We start from the raw sequence: 17,258 nt of genomic DNA, 5'->3' as shown, positions 1-17,258 counted from the left end.
GTCAGCGCCCTGTAGGGGCGCGGGGCTGTATCGATTTGCGGCTCCGCCGCGCGGGCGCGACCAGCTACGACGCCGCCGCAGCCGACCGACGGCACGGCGCGGCACAGACCGGCGCTGTCGGCCCGCGCGGAGCGCCCCGCTCAGCCCGTGAAGAACTCGGCCAGGACCGGGGCGAGGACGTCCGGGTCGACCATGTGGGTCTGGTCCGCCAGGGTGCGGAACGTGCCCCGGCCGGCCGCCTGCGCGACCTCCGCCGCCGACGCCCGCAGCCACTCGGGGCTCGCCCCGCCCGCCACGGCCAGCACCGGCACGCCGATCGACGCGATCCGCTCACGCGGCAGCACACCGCCGCCCAGCACGGCGTCGTCGTAGGCCAGGGTCGGCGCGATCGCCTCCATGTCGGCCCACATCGGGGACTGCCGGGCACCCCGGATCATCTGCTCGGCCAGCCCCGTGAGCCGCAGGAACAGCTCGACCGCGTCCCCGCGCCGCCCATGGGCAAGCGCCTCGGCCAGCCGTTCGGTGTACTCGGCACGCTCCTTCTCACCGGCGGGCTGCGCGAACGGCGGCTCGTACACGGCGACCCGGACGACCGGCAGGCCGCTCGCCGCCGCCTCCAGCGCCAGCGCGCCGCCCGACGAGACACCGTACAGCGCCGCCCGGCCGCCCACCGCCCCGATCAGCGCCGCCAGGTCCTCGACCTCGCGGGCGACGGCGTACGGCGCCGTGTCACCGCTCGCGCCGCGGCCCCGGCGGTCGTACACGACGACGGTGAACCGGTCCGCGAGCCGCTTGGCCAGCGGGGCCAGCGTCCCGCCCGTCGACATCGCGCCGCTCACCAGGACGACGGCAGGACCCGCTCCCGAGCGTCCGTACGCGATGGGCGTGCCGTCAGGCGAAATGATCTGCTTGTCCATGCCTGTGCAGACTGCCATCCGGCACGCGCGTCATCGGTCCGACACTTCGGTCACGCCACTTCAGCGGGCGACACTTCCACTTCGTAGAAGCACAGGTGGTCCTTGATCTGGGCCACCTCGTCCTTGGGCTGCGGATAACCCCAGACGAGGTCCGGCGCGTCCGGCAGCGACCAGTAGGACGCCGTGCCCTTGAAGGGGCAGTGGGTGTGGGTGTCGGAGGGGGTGAGGAGGTCGAGGCGCACGTCCTCGGCCGGGATGTAGTACCGCACCGGGCAACCGGTCTCGCGCAGCAGCAGGGGGCGGTCGGTCTCGGCGAGCACCTGGTCCCCGTGCACCACGCGCACGTGCTGCCCGCCCTGTTCGATGGTGATGGTGTGTCCTTCGGCCATGTCGGAACAGCGCCCGGTGGCCCTGACTTCTTCCCGCGTACGGTGGGGCGCATGAACATCTGCGTCTTCCTGTCCGCCGCCGACCTCGACGACCGTTACACCCGCCCCGCGCGCGACTTCGCGACCCTGATCGGCAAGGGCGGCCACACGCTGGTCTGGGGCGGCTCCGACGTCGGTCTGATGAAGGTCGTCGCGGACGGCGTGCAGGAGGCGGGCGGCAGGCTGCTCGGCGTCTCCGTGGAGTTCCTTGCGGCGAAGGCGCGGAGCGACGCGCACGAGATGGTGATCGCCAAGGACCTCGCCGAGCGCAAGCGGCTGCTGCTGGAGAAGGCCGACGCCGTGGTGATCATGGTGGGCGGCACCGGGACGCTCGACGAGGCCACCGAGATCCTGGAGCTGAAGAAGCACGGGCACACCGACAAGCCCGTCGTGCTGCTCAACACCGCGGGCTTCTACGACGGTCTCAAGGAGCAGTTCCGCCGCATGGAGACCGAGGGTTTCCTGCCCCGCCCGCTGAGCGACCTGGTGTTCTTCGCCCAGGAGCCGGTCGGGGCGATGGCCTACCTGGAGGAGAGCCGCGGCATCGAGTGACGCCCCGCCGATGCGACCATGGCCCGCATGGCTACTCATGTGATCACCGGGGCGGGCTCCGGCATCGGCGCGGCCGTGGCGCGCCGCCTCCACGCGCGCGGGGACGAAATCGTCCTGCACGCGCGTGACGCCGGCCGCGCGAAGGACCTCGCCGCCACGTTCCCCGGGGCCCGCACGCTCGTCGGTGACCTCGCGGACCCGGACCGGCTGTCCTGGGCCTTCTCCCACCAGACGCTCCCGGACCGGGTGGACTCGCTGCTGCACATCGCGGGCGTGGTCGACCTCGGCGCGGTGCACGAGCTGACCCCGAAGTCCTGGCGGCAGCAGCTCGACGTCAACCTGATCGCCCCCGCCGAGCTGACCCGTCACTTCCTGCCCCAGCTACGCGTCGCCCGCGGGCACGTGGTCTTCGTGAACTCCGGCGCGGGCCTGAACGCCCACGCCGGCTGGTCCGCGTACGCCGCCTCCAAACACGGCCTGAAGGCGCTCGCCGACTCCCTGCGCGAGGAGGAGCACTGCAACGGGGTGCGGGTCACCTCCGTCTACCCAGGGCGCACCGCCAGCCCCATGCAGGCCAAGGTCCACCGGCAGGAGGGCAAGGAGTACGACCCGGACCGCTGGATCGACCCCGAGTCCGTCGCGACGACGATCCTGACGTCCCTGGACCTGCCACAGGACGCGGAGATCAACGACGTGACCATCCGCCCGGGCCGCTGAGCGCTTGGCTGGATGTGCCGAGCCGGGTGGGTGGGCGAGGACGGGCAGCCCGAAGCGGAGCGCTTACGCTTCCGGGGTGAGTGACAACGAGTTCAAGTTCCCGGGAGCCACCGGTGTCGGGTCCATGCCCGGCGAGGACGCACGGGAGGCGGCCAAGACCGTCACCGGCAGCTTCGAGGACTTCCCGTATCTGCCCGAGCTGCCCGCCCGCGGACCCGGCGCCGACATGATCGGGCGGACCGCGGGGATGCTCGTCGAGCTGTACGCGCGCGTGGAGCCCAGCGGCTGGCGCCTCGCCGACCGTCCGGGCCGGGACACCAGGCGGGCGCGGTCCTGGCTGGGGCAAGACCTCGACGCGCTGGAGGAGTTCACCCAGGGCCACGAGGGCGACCTCAAGGTGCAGGCGGTCGGCCCGTGGACACTGGCCGCCGCCCTGGAACTGAGGAACGGCGAGGCCGCCCTCTCCGACCCCGGCGCCTGCCGCGACCTCGCCGCCTCGCTCGCCGAGGGCCTGCGCCTGCACCTTGCCGAGGTACGGCGCCGCGTCCCCGGCGCCCGGCTCGTGCTCCAGCTCGACGAGCCCTCCCTCGCCGCCGTACTGCGCGGACAGGTCCGCACCGCCAGCGGCTACCGCACCCACAGGGCCGTGGACCGGCAGATCGTGGAGGCCACCCTGCGGGACGTCGTCGGCACGCACGGCGGTGACCCCGTCGTCGTCCACTGCTGCGCACCCGACGTGCCGTTCGCACTGCTGCGCCGCGCCGGTGCCGCCGCCGTCTCGTTCGACTTCGCACTCCTCACCGAGCGTGACGACGAGGCGATCGGGGAGGCCGTGGAGGGCGGCACGCGGCTGTTCGCCGGTGTCGTGCCGGCCACGGACGGCCCATTGTCAGACCCTGCCGGTAGCGTCGTGGGTGTCAGGACGCTGTGGCGCAGGCTGGGGCTGCATCCGGGGCTTCTCGCGGACGCGGTCACCCTCACCCCGTCGTGCGGTCTCGCGGGCGCTTCCCCCGCGTACGCCCGCGCGGCGCTCGCCCACTGCGTCCGGGCGGCGAGATCCCTCGCGGACAACCCAGAGTAACGGGAGGACAACACGGTGGCCGGCGACAAGCAAGCGGAGACGACGGTGCCCGCCGAGGCACGCGACAAGCATGCGCGGCTCGCTGAGCAGATCGAGGAGCACCGCTTCCGGTACTACGTGAAGGACGCTCCCGTCATCAGCGACGCGGAGTTCGACAAGCTCCTGCGCTCCCTGGAGGCGCTGGAGGACGAGTATCCGGAGCTGCGCACGCCCGACTCGCCGACCCAGAAGGTCGCCGGGGCGTATGCGACGGAGTTCACCGCGGTCGAGCACCGCGAGCGCATGCTCTCCCTCGACAACACCTTCAACGACGAGGAACTGGCCGCCTGGTCGGACCGTATCCACCGCGAACTCGGCGACCAGGAGTTCCACTTCCTGTGCGAGCTGAAGGTCGACGGCCTCGCGGTGAACCTCACCTACGAGCGCGGCCGGCTCACCCGCGCGGCGACCCGCGGCGACGGCCGCACCGGCGAGGACATCACGCCCAACGTCCGTACGATCGCCGAGATCCCCGACCGGCTGCACGGCGAGCGCGTCCCCGACGTCGTGGAGATCCGCGGCGAGGTCTACTTCCCGATGGAGAAGTTCCTGGAGCTGAACGAACGGCTGGTCGCGGCCGGCGACAAGCCGTTCGCCAACCCGCGCAACGCGGCCGCCGGTTCACTGCGCCAGAAGGACCCGCGCGTCACCGCCACCCGGCCCCTGCACATGGTCGTCCACGGCATCGGCGCCCTGGAGGGCTACTCGGGCTTCACCCGCCTCTCCCAGGCCTACGACCTGCTCAAGGGCTGGGGCCTGCCCACCTCCCCGCACAACCGGGTGGTCGACGACCTCGACGGCGTACGGAAGTTCATCGCCCACTACGGCGAGCACCGCCACTCCGTGGAGCACGAGATCGACGGCGTGGTCGTCAAGCTCGACGAGATCCGCCTCCAGGGCCGCCTCGGCTCCACCGCCCGCGCCCCGCGCTGGGCGATCGCGTACAAGTACGCGCCGGAGGAGGTCAACACCAAGCTCATCGACATCAAGGTGGGCGTCGGCCGCACCGGCCGTGTCACGCCGTACGCGCAGGTCGAGCCGGTCACGGTCGCGGGCTCCGAGGTCGAGTTCGCCACCCTGCACAACCAGGACGTGGTCAAGGCCAAGGGCGTCCTCATCGGTGACACCGTGGTGATCCGCAAGGCCGGTGACGTCATCCCGGAGATCCTCGGCCCGGTCGTCGACCTGCGCGACGGCACCGAGCGGGAGTTCGTGATGCCCGCCGAGTGCCCGGAGTGCGGGACGCCGCTGCGGGCCATGAAGGAGGGCGACATCGACCTGCGCTGCCCCAACGCGCGCGCGTGCCCAGCCCAGTTGCGCGAGCGCGTCTCCTACCTCGCCGGCCGGGAGTGCCTGGACATCGAGCACTTCGGCGAGGTGGCCGCGGCGGCGCTGACCCGCCCGCTGGAGCCGGCCGACCCTCCGCTGGGCGACGAGGGCGACCTGTTCGACCTCACGGTGGACAAGCTGCTGCCCATCAAGGCGTACGTCCTCGACCCGGACAGCGGACTGCCCAAGCGGGACCCCAAGACGGGCGAGGAGAAGGTCGTCACGGTCTTCGCGAACCAGAAGGGCGAACCGAAGAAGAACACCCTGGCGCTGCTGCAGAACATCGAGGCGGCCAAGGAGCGTCCGCTCGCCCGCTTCCTGAACGGGCTGTCCATCCGCCATGTGGGACCGGTCGCCGCCCAGGCGCTCGCCCGCGAGTTCCGTTCCGTCGACCGCATCGAGCAGGCCACCGAGGAGGAACTGGCGGGCATCGACGGCGTCGGCCCCATCATCGCCGCCGCGCTCAAGGAGTGGTTCGCCGAGGACTGGCACCGCGAGATCCTTCGCAAGTGGAAGGCGGCCGGAGTCCGCCTGGAGGACGAGTCGTCGGGCGAGGAGGAGGGCCCGCGCCCGCTGGAGGGGCTGACCGTCGTCGTGACCGGCACCCTGGAGAACTTCACCCGTGACGGCGCCAAGGACGCCTTGCAGAGCCGCGGCGCGAAGGTGACCGGATCGGTGTCGAAGAAGACCTCGTTCGTCGTCGTGGGGGACAACCCGGGATCGAAGTACGACAAGGCCATGCAGCTGAAGGTGCCGGTCCTGGACGAGGACGGCTTCGGCGTCCTGCTGGCCCAGGGGCCCGAAGCGGCGGCCGAAGTCGCCCTGCCGACCGGCGAGTAGCGGTTGAAGACCACCCGATCGGCGCATACCAGATGCATACGGGAGGCCGGGGCGCATTCGGGCAACCGTCGACGACCGCTGCCCGTGAAAGCCTTCCGCGGCCTACTGTTGGGATGTGCGCCTGCCGTGCCCAGCTGCGGTCGGGGCATCCCCGTGTGCCCGAAGAGCACGGGGAAGGAATGTTCCAACGCGGAGCCGTCGACGGACGTCGGGCGTCGGGCCGCGTGGCGTGGGCACCGCCGGCTGTGAGAGGGACGGGAATGGAACCGACCGAGAGCGCCGCCCCGGACGCGTGGCTGCGCCTGCGCCGCAGAGCGGTCGCATGGCGGGAGAGCCGGTGGCCGGGCCGGACCGCGGAGCGCGCGGGCGTCGACGCACGCGCCACCGCCCTCCGCTCGGCGTCCCATGCGCACGCCGTTCCCCTGGCCGTCGAGGGCGCCCCGGTGCTGGCCGGCGCCGACCACCCCCAGCCGGCCTGGCCCGCGCTGCCCGCCGCCGTCGTCGCGGCGGCGGGGTTCGCGCTGGGCGCCGGGTTCTACCGGGCGTTCACCGACAACCACGCCCTCTTCCCGTCCGGCACCGTCGGCTGGGCGCTCGCGATGCTCACCGGCATCATCGTCGGCCATCTCGTGATGCTCGGCCGGGCCCGCTGGTGGGGCGGCACCGGCTCCGGCGCCGCCCTCACCCTCGCCGTCCTGCTGCTCTACGGCTGGGTGCCCGCCGGCATGGTCAGCCTCACCGTCGTCGTCCTGGTCGGCATCGCCCGCAGGCACCGCTGGCGGCAGGGCGTGCTGCACGGCGCCGTGGACATCCTCGGCATCGGCGCCGCCGCCCTGCTGCTGGGCTCCTTCGGCCGCGTACCGACCGTCGAGGAACCCTGGAACCCCGACCACTGGAACGTCACCACCGTCCCCGAGGTCGTGCTGGTCGCCGCGGCCTACCTCGCCGTCACCCGCACCCTGCTGTGGTACCTGAGCGCGCCGCGCGGCGGCGGACTGCCCACGGTCGCCCGCACCGCCCTGGTCAGACAGGGCCTCGTCGCGGTCGCGCTGCTCGGCATCGCCCCGCTGATCTGCGTCGTGGCGGTCGCCCAACCGGTGCTGCTGCCGCTGTTCGCCATCCCGCTGGTCGCCCTCGACTCCACCCTGTGGATCGCCCGGGCCCGGGCCGAGGAGCAACTGCGCGACCCGCTGACCGGACTGCCCAACCGGCAGTGGCTGCTGGAACGTATCTGGACGGCCCTCGACGACGCCGAACGCATCGGCGCCCGGTCCGCGCTCATGCTGATCGACCTCGACCGGTTCCGCTCCGTGAACGACACCCTCGGGCATCTCGCCGGGGACCGGCTGCTGCTCCAGATCGCCGACCGGCTGCGCCTCGCGCTGCCGCGCGGCGCGGAGGCCGCGCGCCTCGGCGGCGACGAGTTCGCCGTGTTACTGCCGGTCGCCGACTCCACGACGTCCGCCACCCGCGTCGCCCGCAACCTGGTCACCGCGCTCAGCTCGCCGCTCGACCTCGACGGGCTCACCCTCGTCCTGGAGGCCAGCGCGGGCGTCGCCGTCTTCCCGGACCACGCGCTCGACGCCGAGGGCATGCTGCGCCGCGCGGACGTGGCGATGTACCAGGCGAAGCGGGACCGCACGGGCGTCGAGGTGTACGAGTCGAAACGGGACTCCAACACCCCGGACCGGCTCGGGCTGCTGGGCGATCTGCGCCGGGCGCTCGACGCGCACGAGGTGCAGCTGCACTACCAGCCCAAGGTCCGCTTCGACGGGCAGGTCGCAGGACTGGAGGCGCTGGTGCGCTGGGTGCACCCCGAGCGCGGGAAGGTGCCGCCGGACGAGTTCATAGCGATCGCTGAGTCCTCCGGGCTGATGCCCCATCTGACCGAGTACGTGCTGGAGACCGCGCTCGGGCAGGTCGCCAAGTGGCGGGCCCAGGGACTGCGGGTGCCGGTGGCCGTGAACGTCTCCCCGCGCGATGTCCACACGCCCGGCTTCGCGGGTTCCGTCGCCGCCCGGCTGGCCCGGCACGGAGTGCCCGCGGGAGCCCTCCAGCTGGAGATCACCGAGCATGTGCTGCTGGAGGACCCGCAGCGGGCCGCCGACACCCTCGCCGGGCTCACCGGGCACGGCGTGAAGATGTCCCTGGACGACTTCGGAACCGGCTACTCCTCGCTGGTGCACCTGCGCCGGCTGCCGGTGAGCGAGCTGAAGATCGACCGGTCCTTCGTGGCCCGGCTGGCCGTGGACAACGAGGACGCCGAGATCGTGCGCTGCACCGTCGACCTGGCGCATTCGCTGGGGCTGCTGGTCGTCGCCGAGGGCGTGGAGGACGACGAGACCTGGGAGCGGCTGCGGGACCTCGGCTGCGACGCCGTACAGGGATGGCTGGTGGCCGCGGCGATGCCGCCCGAGGAGACGACGGCATGGCTGCGGGCGCGGGGGTCCCGGGGGTGGCAGCGGCCGCGGGCGGCCCTGCCGGCGGCCGAGTAGTCCTGCCGCCCGCCGTGCCCCGCGCCCCCGCGGGGCGCGACCCGCCGCGCCCGCGCCTTCTCCCGCCGTCTCGCCGTTTCGTCGTCAGCGCCCCGCGAAGTGGGCGACCAGCAGCGCCAGGCGGCGTTCGTGGCCGTTCTCCGGCAACCGCCCGCTCCTCATCAGCGTCGCCAGGCCGTGCAGGCTCGCCCAGAACGTCTCCGTCAACAGGCCGGCGTCCTCCCCTTCGGACGTGATCGGCTCCACGACGACCAGCAGCTCACCGAACGCCTCCCGCAGCGGTGCCGGGGCCTCCTCCGTCGCGAAGGGAAGGTCCACCAGGTGGGTGAACATCGCGTCGTAGAGGGCGGGCCGGCGCCGGGCGAAGGACGTGTACGTCTCCGCGATAGCCGCCAGGGCCTCGCGCGTGCCCGGCGCCGCCGTCCGCGCCTGCCGCAGCTCCGTCGCCAGATCGGAGCAGCCCTGCACCGCGACCGCCGCCATGATCGCGTCCTTGCCCTTGAAATGGCTGTAGAGGACGGGCTGGCTGTACTCGATCTCGGCGGCCAGCCGGCGGGTGGTCACCGCGTCCCAGCCCTCCGCCTCGGCCAGTTCCCGCGCGGCCGTCACGATCAGCCGCTCACGCTCCGCTCGTTCGCGCTCCCGGCGCTTCTGGATCGTCATGCCAGGAACTCTAGCAGCGCTAGCCTTTCTGTCGATGCTCTGCTAGCTTCGCTCTTGTTCCTAGCGTTGCTAGCGTCCATCTCGGGGAGATCCCATGACCGTCACCGCGTACACCCTGGCCGTCCTGCTCGACCTGTTCTGCCTGTTCCTCGGCTACCGGTTCTGGTTCCAACCCGGCCCGGCCGCGGCGGGTTACGGCGTCCCGGCCGACCCCCGCGGCGACGCCGGCGCCTATCTGTCGATCAAGGGCCTGAGGGACGGCACCCTCGGCGTGCTGGGCCTGGTCCTGCTGGCCGCCGCCGGGGCCCGAGCCGAGGCATGGTTCATGGTCTGCGTGGCACTCGTGCCGCTCCTGGACACCGTGATAGTCCTGCGACACGGCGGGGCGAAAGCGGTCGCCTTCGGGATCCACTTCGCCACCGCCGTCGTCGTACTGATCAGCGCCGGACTGCTCTTCGCGGTCTGACCACCAAGAGAGCGCAAGGGGGACACCAGCCATGTCGCTGTCCATTCCGAGGTTCGACGAGTCCGTGATCGTCCGGGAGGCCGAGGCAGAGGTCGTCGGCCAGGCGCCCATCACCGTGCGCCTGCTGGCCGACAGCAGCGCCACCGGCGGCGCCCTGTCCACCCAGCGGGTCACCCTCACGGCGGGCGCCGACGGCGCCAAACCGCACTGGCACGACAACTCCGCCGAAATGTTCTTCCTGCTCGACGGCGCCGCCGACATCCTCTCCGGCGAGGACGTCGTCACCGCGGGCCGCGGCGACCTCGTCGTCGTCCCGCCGGGCAGGCCGCACGCCTTCGCGGCCGTGCCGGGGGCCGACGCCGATCTGCTCATCGTCATCACACCCGGCGTCGAGCGCTTCGAGTACTTCCGGCACCTGCAGCGCATCCGCCTGGGCGAGGCCACCCCGGAGAGCATCCTCGAAGTCCAGGACCTCTACGACAACCACTTCCTCGCCAGCGAGGCATGGCAGAGGCACCGGGCCTGAAGGGCGGGGGCGGGGCAGACGCGCCGGGTCCGACGGGCGGGGCCGGGGAAACCGTTTCACGGGGACCCGCTCCCGCCCCATAGGATTGGCCCCAAACCGCACACACTCACCCCAGAGGATCGCTGCATGCCTGGCATCACGCGCGAGGAGGTCGCCCACCTCGCCCGGCTGGCGCGTCTGGAGCTGAAGCCCGAAGAACTCGACCACTTCGCAGGCCAGCTTGACGACATCATCGGCGCGGTCGCCCGCGTCAGCGAGGTCGCCGACCAAGACGTACCGCCGACCTCGCACCCGCTCCCGCTGACCAACGTCATGCGCGCGGACGAGGTCCGTCCCTCGCTCACCCCCGCGCAGGCGCTCTCCAGCGCCCCCGCCCAGGAGCAGCAGCGTTTCAAGGTGCCGCAGATCCTGGGGGAGGACTGACCATGACGGACATCATCAAGCTCACGGCCGCCGAGACCGCCGCGAAGATCGCCTCCGGCGAGCTGACGGCCGTCGAGGTCACCGAGGCCCATCTCGCCCGCATCGAAGCCGTCGACGAGAAGGTGCACGCCTTCCTGCACGTCGACCGCGAGGGCGCGCTCGCCCAGGCCCGCGCCGTCGACGACAAGCGCGAGCGCGGCGAGGAACTGGGCCCGCTGGCCGGTGTCCCCCTCGCCCTCAAGGACATCTTCACCACCGAGGGCGTCCCCACGACCGTCGGCTCGAAGATCCTGGAAGGCTGGATCCCGCCGTACGACGCGACGCTCACCCGGCGGCTGAAGGCCGCCGACGTCGTGATCCTCGGCAAGACCAACATGGACGAGTTCGCCATGGGGTCCTCGACGGAGAACAGTGCCTACGGGCCCACCGGCAACCCCTGGGACCTCACCAGGATCCCCGGCGGCTCCGGCGGCGGCTCCAGCGCCGCGCTGGCCTCCTTCCAGGCGCCGCTCGCCATCGGCACCGACACCGGCGGCTCCATCCGCCAGCCGGCCGCCGTCACCGGCACCGTCGGTGTGAAGCCGACGTACGGCGCCGTCTCCCGCTACGGCATGGTGGCCTTCTCGTCCTCCCTGGACCAGGGCGGCCCCTGCGCCCGCACGGTCCTGGACGCGGCCCTGCTGCACGAGGTCATCGCCGGGCACGACCCGATGGACTCCACCTCCATCGACGCCCCCGTTCCGCCGGTCGTCGAGGCCGCCCGCAACGGCTCGGTGCGGGGCATGCGCATCGGCGTGGTCAAGCAGTTCCGCGGCGAGGGCTACCAGGCCGGCGTCATCCAGCGCTTCGACGAGGCCGTCGAGCTGCTGAAGGAGCTGGGCGCCGAGATCGTCGAGCTGGACTGCCCGTCCTTCGACCTCGCCCTGTCGGCGTACTACCTGATCGCGCCGTCCGAGTGCTCCTCCAACCTGGCCCGCTTCGACGGCCTGCGCTACGGCCTCAGGGTCGGCGACGACGGCGGCCACTCCGCCGAAGAGGTCACCTCCCTCACCCGCGAGGCGGGTTTCGGCCCCGAGGTCAAGCGCCGCATCATGCTCGGCACGTACGCCCTGTCGAGCGGCTACTACGACGCGTACTACGGCTCGGCGCAGAAGGTCCGCACCCTGATCACGCGCGACTTCGAGAGGGCCTTCGAGCAGGTCGAGGCGATCGTCTCGCCGACCACCCCGACCACGGCCTTCGCGATCGGCGAGCGCGCCGACGACCCGATGGCCATGTACCTCGCCGATCTGTGCACCATTCCGACCAACCTGGCGGGCAACGCGGCCATGTCGCTGCCCTGCGGTCTCGCCCCGGAGGACAACCTCCCGGTGGGCCTGCAGATCATCGCTCCGGCGATGAAGGACGACCGGCTGTACAAGGTCGGCGCCGCCGTCGAGGCCGCCTTCGTGGAAAAGTGGGGGCATCCGCTGCTGGAGGAGGCTCCGTCGCTGTGAGCAAGGCACTGTCCAAGGCCAAGGGCTTCAAGAAGTCGAAGTCCGGCACGTACCTGTCCATGGCCACCACCGCGTTCGGCGCGGTCGGCGTCGCCAAGCAGATCAAGAAGGCCCGCGCCGAGCACGACACGCTGCGCCTGATCGACGCCACCGTGTCCGCCGTCGCCATCGCCACCGGCCTCGCCATCCTCTACCGCGAGCTGAAGCGGCTGGGCGACGACGACGTCCTGCTGGGCTGAGAGGGAAGTTTCACCGTGACCACCACGACCGACCTGGTGTCGTACGAGGACGCGCTGGCGTCGTACGACCCCGTCATGGGCCTTGAGGTCCATGTCGAACTCGGCACCAAGACCAAGATGTTCTGCGGGTGCTCCACCGAACTGGGCGCCGAGCCCAACTCGCAGACCTGCCCGACCTGCCTCGGCCTGCCCGGCGCGCTCCCGGTCGTCAACGCGACCGGCGTCGAATCCGCGATCAAGATCGGTCTCGCGCTGAACTGCTCGATCGCCGAGTGGTGCCGCTTCGCCCGGAAGAACTACTTCTATCCGGACATGCCGAAGAACTTCCAGACCTCCCAGTACGACGAGCCGATCGCCTTCGACGGCTACCTCGACGTACAGCTGGAGGACGGCGCGACCTTCCGCGTGGAGATCGAGCGCGCCCACATGGAGGAGGACACCGGCAAGTCCACCCACGTGGGCGGCGCGACCGGCCGCATCCACGGCGCGTCCCACTCCCTGCTCGACTACAACCGCGCGGGCATCCCGCTCATCGAGATCGTCACCAAGCCGATCGTCGGGGCCGGCGAGCGTGCCCCCGAGGTCGCCCGGGCGTACGTCCGTGAGCTGCGCGAGCTCATCAGGGCGCTCGGCGTGTCCGACGCCCGCATGGAGATGGGCCAGATGCGCTGCGACGTCAACCTGTCGCTGATGCCCAAGGGCGCCGACAAGTTCGGCACCCGCTCCGAGACGAAGAACGTCAACTCGCTGCGGTCCGTGGAGCGTGCCGCCCGCTTCGAGATCCAGCGGCACGCGGCCGTGCTGTCGTCCGGCGGCACCATCGTGCAGGAGACCCGGCACTTCCACGAGGACACCGGGTCGACCACCTCGGGCCGGGTGAAGGAGGAGGCCGAGGACTACCGGTACTTCCCGGAGCCCGACCTCGTCCCGGTGGCGCCCGCGCGCGCGTGGGTCGAGGAGATCCGGGCCGCGCTGCCCGAACTGCCGCTGGCCCGCCGCACCCGCCTCCTCGAGGAGTGGGGCATCTCGGCCGGCGACATGCAGGCGATCCTCAACGCCGGTGCGCTGGACCCGATCGTCGCCACCATCGGCGCCGGTGCCGACGCCGCCGCCGCCCGCAAGTGGTGGATGGGCGAACTGGCGCGCAGCGCCAACGAGTCGGGCCTCGCCCTGGACGAGCTGGCCATCACGCCCGAGCAGGTCGCCCGCGTCACCCGGCTGGTGGCCTCCGGTGACCTGAACGACAAGCTGGCCCGTCAGGTCATCGAGGGCGTCCTCGCGGGCGAAGGCACCCCGGACGAGGTCGTCGACAAGCGCGGTCTGAAGGTCGTCTCCGACGACTCGGCGCTCGGCACGGCCGTCGACGAGGCCATCGCCGGCAACCCGGGCATCGCGGACAAGATCCGCGGCGGCAAGGTGGCCGCGGCCGGCGCCCTGGTCGGCGCGGTGATGAAGGCCACCCGCGGCCAGGCCGACGCGGCCCGCGTCAAGGAGCTGATCCTGGAGAAGCTGGGCGTCGGCGAGGGCTGAGCCACCGCGTGCACCGACCGGCCCCTGGGGGGACGCATCGCCACGATGCGTCCCCCCAGGGCGTTTTCATCACCGGCGACGCCCCGCGAAGCACCCACGGGGCACGCGTGAGGCACCCGCGACGCACCCGCCTCGGCGCGAGCGCATCCCCACGGCCCGCGGAAGTTCCCGGTTTCCGCCTCTTGTGAAGAAGCCCACGAACCCGGCAAACGATCTCTTTCAGCTGCAACAGTGGTCAACCATTGCTCATGTGTTCTTTGCGGGCTGTTTCGTTCATCGACGTTCGTTCCCAGGCAAAGATCCGCACATCGTCCCTGGGAGCAGGTCGTGGCAGCCCTTGCACGCTGGTGTGTCAGGCACCGTCTGGTCGCCGTCCTGCTGTGGCTGCTCGCCTTCGGCGGGGTCACCGCTGCCGCCGCCGTCACCGGCTCCGCGTACTCCGAGAGCTACGAGGTCCCCGGCACCGAAGCGGGCAGCGCCGGGGAGCTGTTGGGCGCGGGCTTCCCCGGTATGGGCGGTGACAGCGACACCGTCGTCTGGCACACCGGATCCGGCGGCGTCCGCGCAGCCGACGTCGAGCAGACCATGAGCCGCACCCTGGACGACATCGCGGACCTGCCCGGGGTGTCCTCGGTGACGAGCCCCTACGACGGCCAGGGCAGCGGGCAGATCAGCCGTGACGGCCGGACCGCGTACGCCGTCGTCGCCTTCGACCAGCCGGTCGAGCGCATCGACAGTTCCGAGGCCGAGGCCGTCGTACGCACCGCGAAGTCGGCCGAGACGGACGGGCTGCGCGTCGAGTTGGGCGGCAGCGCCATCGGGCTCACCGCCTCGTCGGGCGGGCACTACGCCGAGGCGATCGGCGTGGTCGTCGCCGCCGTGGTGCTCTTCCTCGCCTTCGGCTCGCTCGCCGCCTCCCTGCTGCCCATCGCCACCGCCCTGGTCGGCGTGGGCACCGCGTACGCCGCCATCGCGCTGCTCGGCCACGCCATGACCGTCGCCGCGTTCGCGCCGATGCTCGGCCTGCTCATCGGGCTCGGCGTCGGCATCGACTACGCCCTGTTCATCGTCACCCGGCACCGTCGCGGACTCAAACGCGGACTGACCGTCACCGAGGCCGCCACCGAGTCCGTCGCCACCACCGGACGCGCCGTCGTGTTCGCGGGCGCCACCGTGTGCATCGCCCTGCTGGGCATGCTGATCCTGCGGCTGAGCTTCCTCAACGGGGTCGCCGTCGCCGCCGCGCTGACCGTCGTCCTGACCGTCGCCGCCTCCGTGACCCTGCTGCCCGCGCTGCTCTCCCTCATCGGCGAGCGCGCGCTGAGCCGGCGCGAACGGCAGCGGCTGGCCGAGCACGGTCCGCAACCGGAGCTGCCCACCGGCCTCGCCGCCCGCTGGTCCGCGTTCGTCGAACGCCACCCGAAGCTGCTCGGCTCGGTCGCCCTCGCCGTCGTCGCCCTGCTCGCGCTGCCCACCCTCACCCTTCACCTCGGCACCTCGGACCAGGGCAACGACCCCAGGAACTCGACCACACGGCAGGCGTACGACCTCATCGCCGACGGCTTCGGACCCGGCGTCAACGGACCGCTGACCCTCGTGTCCCGCGTCGACGGGGCCGACGCCCGGCTCGCCCTCGACAACCTCGACACCACCCTGCGCACCACGCCGGGCGTGGCGTCCGTGACACCGGCGCGGTTCAACACGGGGGGCGACACCGCGTACCTCACTGTCGTGCCCGACTCGGCGCCGCAGTCGCGGCAGACCAGCGACCTCGTCGACCGGCTGCGCCACGAGGTGCTGCCGCGGGTGGAGCAGGGCACCTCGCTGGACGTGCACGTCGGCGGCGTGACCGCGAGCTACGACGACTTCGCCGGCGTGATCGTCGGCAAGGTGCCGCTGTTCGTCGGCGTGGTCATCGGGTTCGGCTGTGTGCTGCTCCTGCTCGCCTTCCGGTCGATCGGGATCCCGCTGAAGGCCGCCGCGATGAACCTCGCCGCCGTCGCGGGCGCCTTCGGCATCGTCGTCGCGATCTTCCAGTGGGGCTGGGGCAGCGAGCTTCTGGGGCTCGGCCGGGCCGGACCGATCGAGCCCTTCCTGCCCGTGATCATGGTGTCGGTGCTCTTCGGGCTCTCCATGGACTACCAGGTCTTCCTGGTCAGCCGGATGTACGAGGAGTGGCTGGAGACGGGCGACAACCGGCGTGCCGTCCGGGTCGGCCTCGCCGAGACCAGCCGGGTGATCAACTCCGCGGCCGTCATCATGATCTCCGTGTTCCTCGCCTTCGTGCTCGGCGGCGACCGGGTGATCGCCATGTTCGGCATCGCGCTGGCGGCCGCCGTCGCCCTCGACGCCTTCGTGCTGCGCACCCTGCTGGTGCCCGCCCTGATGCACCTGCTCGGCGGCGCCAACTGGTGGCTGCCGGGCTGGCTCGACCGGCGCCTGCCCAGGATCAGCATCGAACCGCCCGAATGCCGCGCCGTCCAGGCAAGGCTCGACGCCGTCGTGGCGGAACTGGAGAAGGAACAACAGCAGGATGCGGGCGACAGCCCCGTGTGACGACGGCGCCGGACCGCGGCCCCGATGCCGATCCGGACGCGCGCACGGCTCACAACGATCATTAAGGGACCTCTCAGACAGCGTCCGTACGGTGCGGGGCATGGGAACGAAGACAGTGGACGAAGCCGGCGACGACACCGGCACCAAGACCGAGCAGACGGCGGACACCGGCAGGGCCGACGCCGCCGCGGACACCGGGACCGAGGCCGCCGCCCGGACCGACGAGGCCACGCAGTCCGGGGCCGCCGGCCAGGCTGCCGACGGGACCGGCGACCGGGACGGCGACCGGACCGGCGAGGCCGTCGGGGACACGGCCGAGGACACCGCCGAGGAGACGGCCGAGGCCGAGGAAGCGACGGCGGACGGTCCGTCCGGGGTCGGCCTGGGCGCCGGGGCCGTCGTCTCCGCCGTGCTGGGCCTCGTCTCGCTGACCGGCGGCTGGATCGGCACCGTGGCCGGCGCGCGCCAGACCCTGATCGGCCAGCTGCAGACCGCGTCGAACGCGAGCGTCGCCACCCAGGTGCAGGCGGTCTACGGCGACGCCTGGCAGACCACCGCCCTGTGGGCCGGGGCGTTCGCGCTGGCGGCCCTGATCACCGGCGTCGTCGTGCTGGCCCGGCCCGCGTTCGGCACCCCCGGCACACCGCAGGCCGCCTGGATCAAGTCGGTCGCCTGGGCCGGCGTCTCGCTCGGCGTCCTCGGCCTGCTGCTGGCCGTCCTCAAGTACTCCGACGCGCTCCTCGGACTGCCCTCGACCAGCTGAACCGGCCGTCCCACCAGGGGCCTTGGGCCCCCGTAAGCACCTTACGGGGCGTCTAAGGCCCCTTACCGGGACTCTTGCAGAAAGCCCCGGCGTTCACGCCGGAGATGAATGCATCTCAAGACTGCTCTGACGTGCATCTTAGAGCGGACGTTTTTGCTGCTCGATGTACCGGCGGACGATCGCCAACGGTGCTCCGCC

General features: G+C 71.9%; 16 protein-coding genes. 13 read left to right on the top strand and 3 right to left on the bottom strand.

Going from position 1 to position 17,258, the window contains the following annotated elements; all coding sequences use genetic code 11:
• Positions 1 to 140: 140 nt before the first annotated feature.
• Positions 141 to 917, bottom strand: coding sequence for an alpha/beta fold hydrolase (locus tag ACIRFL_RS32555; RefSeq protein ID WP_404035547.1), 777 nt, complete (start codon positions 915 to 917; stop codon positions 141 to 143).
• A gap of 50 nt (positions 918 to 967) precedes the next feature.
• Entirely contained in the window at positions 968 to 1,306 is a 339-nt protein-coding gene (locus tag ACIRFL_RS32550) for a DUF427 domain-containing protein (protein ID WP_404035544.1), read from the bottom strand.
• A gap of 51 nt (positions 1,307 to 1,357) precedes the next feature.
• Here ACIRFL_RS32550 and ACIRFL_RS32545 point away from each other — a divergent pair, with 51 nt between their 5' ends.
• The 5 genes from ACIRFL_RS32545 to ACIRFL_RS32525 all read left to right on the top strand — a co-directional run bounded on the left by ACIRFL_RS32545 (position 1,358) and on the right by ACIRFL_RS32525 (position 8,398).
• A complete protein-coding gene (locus tag ACIRFL_RS32545; protein WP_404035541.1) occupies positions 1,358 to 1,897 on the top strand; it encodes a TIGR00730 family Rossman fold protein in 540 nt (179 codons plus the stop codon).
• 18 nt (positions 1,898 to 1,915) lie between these two features.
• A complete protein-coding gene (locus ACIRFL_RS32540; RefSeq protein ID WP_404035538.1) occupies positions 1,916 to 2,614 on the top strand; it encodes an SDR family oxidoreductase in 699 nt (232 codons plus the stop codon).
• Positions 2,615 to 2,690: 76 nt separating this feature from the next.
• Positions 2,691 to 3,695: a methionine synthase gene (locus ACIRFL_RS32535; RefSeq protein WP_404035535.1), complete on the top strand. Its 1,005-nt coding sequence runs from the start codon at positions 2,691 to 2,693 to the stop codon at positions 3,693 to 3,695.
• A gap of 15 nt (positions 3,696 to 3,710) precedes the next feature.
• The gene (gene ligA, locus ACIRFL_RS32530) at positions 3,711 to 5,903 is read left to right on the top strand and encodes an NAD-dependent DNA ligase LigA (protein ID WP_404035532.1); all 2,193 of its coding nucleotides are present in this window, start codon (positions 3,711 to 3,713) and stop codon (positions 5,901 to 5,903) included.
• Positions 5,904 to 6,163: 260 nt separating this feature from the next.
• Positions 6,164 to 8,398: a putative bifunctional diguanylate cyclase/phosphodiesterase gene (locus tag ACIRFL_RS32525; protein WP_404035529.1), complete on the top strand. Its 2,235-nt coding sequence runs from the start codon at positions 6,164 to 6,166 to the stop codon at positions 8,396 to 8,398.
• 84 nt (positions 8,399 to 8,482) lie between these two features.
• Here the strand turns inward: ACIRFL_RS32525 and ACIRFL_RS32520 are convergent, their stop codons facing one another.
• Positions 8,483 to 9,061: a TetR/AcrR family transcriptional regulator gene (locus tag ACIRFL_RS32520; RefSeq protein ID WP_404035526.1), complete on the bottom strand. Its 579-nt coding sequence runs from the start codon at positions 9,059 to 9,061 to the stop codon at positions 8,483 to 8,485.
• A 94-nt stretch (positions 9,062 to 9,155) separates the two neighbouring features.
• Between ACIRFL_RS32520 and ACIRFL_RS32515 the strand changes: the two genes are divergently transcribed.
• From ACIRFL_RS32515 to ACIRFL_RS32480, 8 genes are all read left to right on the top strand, one after another.
• Complete coding sequence (locus ACIRFL_RS32515; protein WP_404035523.1) at positions 9,156 to 9,527, top strand: DUF4267 domain-containing protein; 372 nt, start codon at positions 9,156 to 9,158, stop codon at positions 9,525 to 9,527.
• Between the two features lie 31 nt (positions 9,528 to 9,558).
• Complete coding sequence (locus ACIRFL_RS32510; RefSeq protein ID WP_404035520.1) at positions 9,559 to 10,053, top strand: cupin domain-containing protein; 495 nt, start codon at positions 9,559 to 9,561, stop codon at positions 10,051 to 10,053.
• Positions 10,054 to 10,179: 126 nt separating this feature from the next.
• Positions 10,180 to 10,476 (top strand): Asp-tRNA(Asn)/Glu-tRNA(Gln) amidotransferase subunit GatC, encoded by a 297-nt coding sequence (gene gatC / locus ACIRFL_RS32505; RefSeq protein ID WP_351738126.1) that lies wholly within the window; start codon positions 10,180 to 10,182, stop codon positions 10,474 to 10,476.
• 2 nt (positions 10,477 to 10,478) lie between these two features.
• A complete protein-coding gene (gatA, locus tag ACIRFL_RS32500; protein ID WP_404035517.1) occupies positions 10,479 to 11,972 on the top strand; it encodes an Asp-tRNA(Asn)/Glu-tRNA(Gln) amidotransferase subunit GatA in 1,494 nt (497 codons plus the stop codon).
• Entirely contained in the window at positions 11,969 to 12,211 is a 243-nt protein-coding gene (locus tag ACIRFL_RS32495; protein ID WP_404035514.1) for a hypothetical protein, read from the top strand. The genes gatA and ACIRFL_RS32495 overlap by 4 nt, the downstream gene beginning before the upstream one ends.
• 15 nt (positions 12,212 to 12,226) lie before the next feature.
• Positions 12,227 to 13,741, top strand: coding sequence for an Asp-tRNA(Asn)/Glu-tRNA(Gln) amidotransferase subunit GatB (gene gatB, locus ACIRFL_RS32490; RefSeq protein ID WP_404035511.1), 1,515 nt, complete (start codon positions 12,227 to 12,229; stop codon positions 13,739 to 13,741).
• A 327-nt stretch (positions 13,742 to 14,068) separates the two neighbouring features.
• The gene (locus ACIRFL_RS32485; protein ID WP_404035508.1) at positions 14,069 to 16,297 is read left to right on the top strand and encodes an MMPL family transporter; all 2,229 of its coding nucleotides are present in this window, start codon (positions 14,069 to 14,071) and stop codon (positions 16,295 to 16,297) included.
• 100 nt (positions 16,298 to 16,397) lie between these two features.
• Positions 16,398 to 17,060, top strand: a complete 663-nt coding sequence (locus ACIRFL_RS32480) for a hypothetical protein (RefSeq protein ID WP_404035505.1) — start codon at positions 16,398 to 16,400, stop codon at positions 17,058 to 17,060.
• Positions 17,061 to 17,258 lie beyond the last annotated feature (198 nt).

The sequence above is a fragment of the Streptomyces sp. NPDC102462 genome, from assembly GCF_044765425.1.
Lineage (GTDB): Bacteria > Actinomycetota > Actinomycetes > Streptomycetales > Streptomycetaceae > Streptomyces.
This window is presented reverse-complemented; position numbering and strand designations above follow the sequence as displayed.

What these genes read in the sequence shown, in the direction of transcription:
- ACIRFL_RS32555 (WP_404035547.1), bottom strand. Translation starts at nt 917, where the DNA reads ATGGACAAGCAGATCATTTCGCCTGACGGCACGCCCATCGCGTACGGA.
- ACIRFL_RS32550 (WP_404035544.1), bottom strand. Translation starts at nt 1,306, where the DNA reads ATGGCCGAAGGACACACCATCACCATCGAACAGGGCGGGCAGCACGTG.
- gatA (WP_404035517.1), top strand. Translation starts at nt 10,479, where the DNA reads ATGACGGACATCATCAAGCTCACGGCCGCCGAGACCGCCGCGAAGATC.
- ACIRFL_RS32540 (WP_404035538.1), top strand. Translation starts at nt 1,916, where the DNA reads ATGGCCCGCATGGCTACTCATGTGATCACCGGGGCGGGCTCCGGCATC.
- ACIRFL_RS32480 (WP_404035505.1), top strand. Translation starts at nt 16,398, where the DNA reads ATGGGAACGAAGACAGTGGACGAAGCCGGCGACGACACCGGCACCAAG.
- ACIRFL_RS32545 (WP_404035541.1), top strand. Translation starts at nt 1,358, where the DNA reads ATGAACATCTGCGTCTTCCTGTCCGCCGCCGACCTCGACGACCGTTAC.
- ACIRFL_RS32520 (WP_404035526.1), bottom strand. Translation starts at nt 9,061, where the DNA reads ATGACGATCCAGAAGCGCCGGGAGCGCGAACGAGCGGAGCGTGAGCGG.
- ACIRFL_RS32510 (WP_404035520.1), top strand. Translation starts at nt 9,559, where the DNA reads ATGTCGCTGTCCATTCCGAGGTTCGACGAGTCCGTGATCGTCCGGGAG.
- gatC (WP_351738126.1), top strand. Translation starts at nt 10,180, where the DNA reads ATGCCTGGCATCACGCGCGAGGAGGTCGCCCACCTCGCCCGGCTGGCG.
- ACIRFL_RS32525 (WP_404035529.1), top strand. Translation starts at nt 6,164, where the DNA reads ATGGAACCGACCGAGAGCGCCGCCCCGGACGCGTGGCTGCGCCTGCGC.
- ACIRFL_RS32515 (WP_404035523.1), top strand. Translation starts at nt 9,156, where the DNA reads ATGACCGTCACCGCGTACACCCTGGCCGTCCTGCTCGACCTGTTCTGC.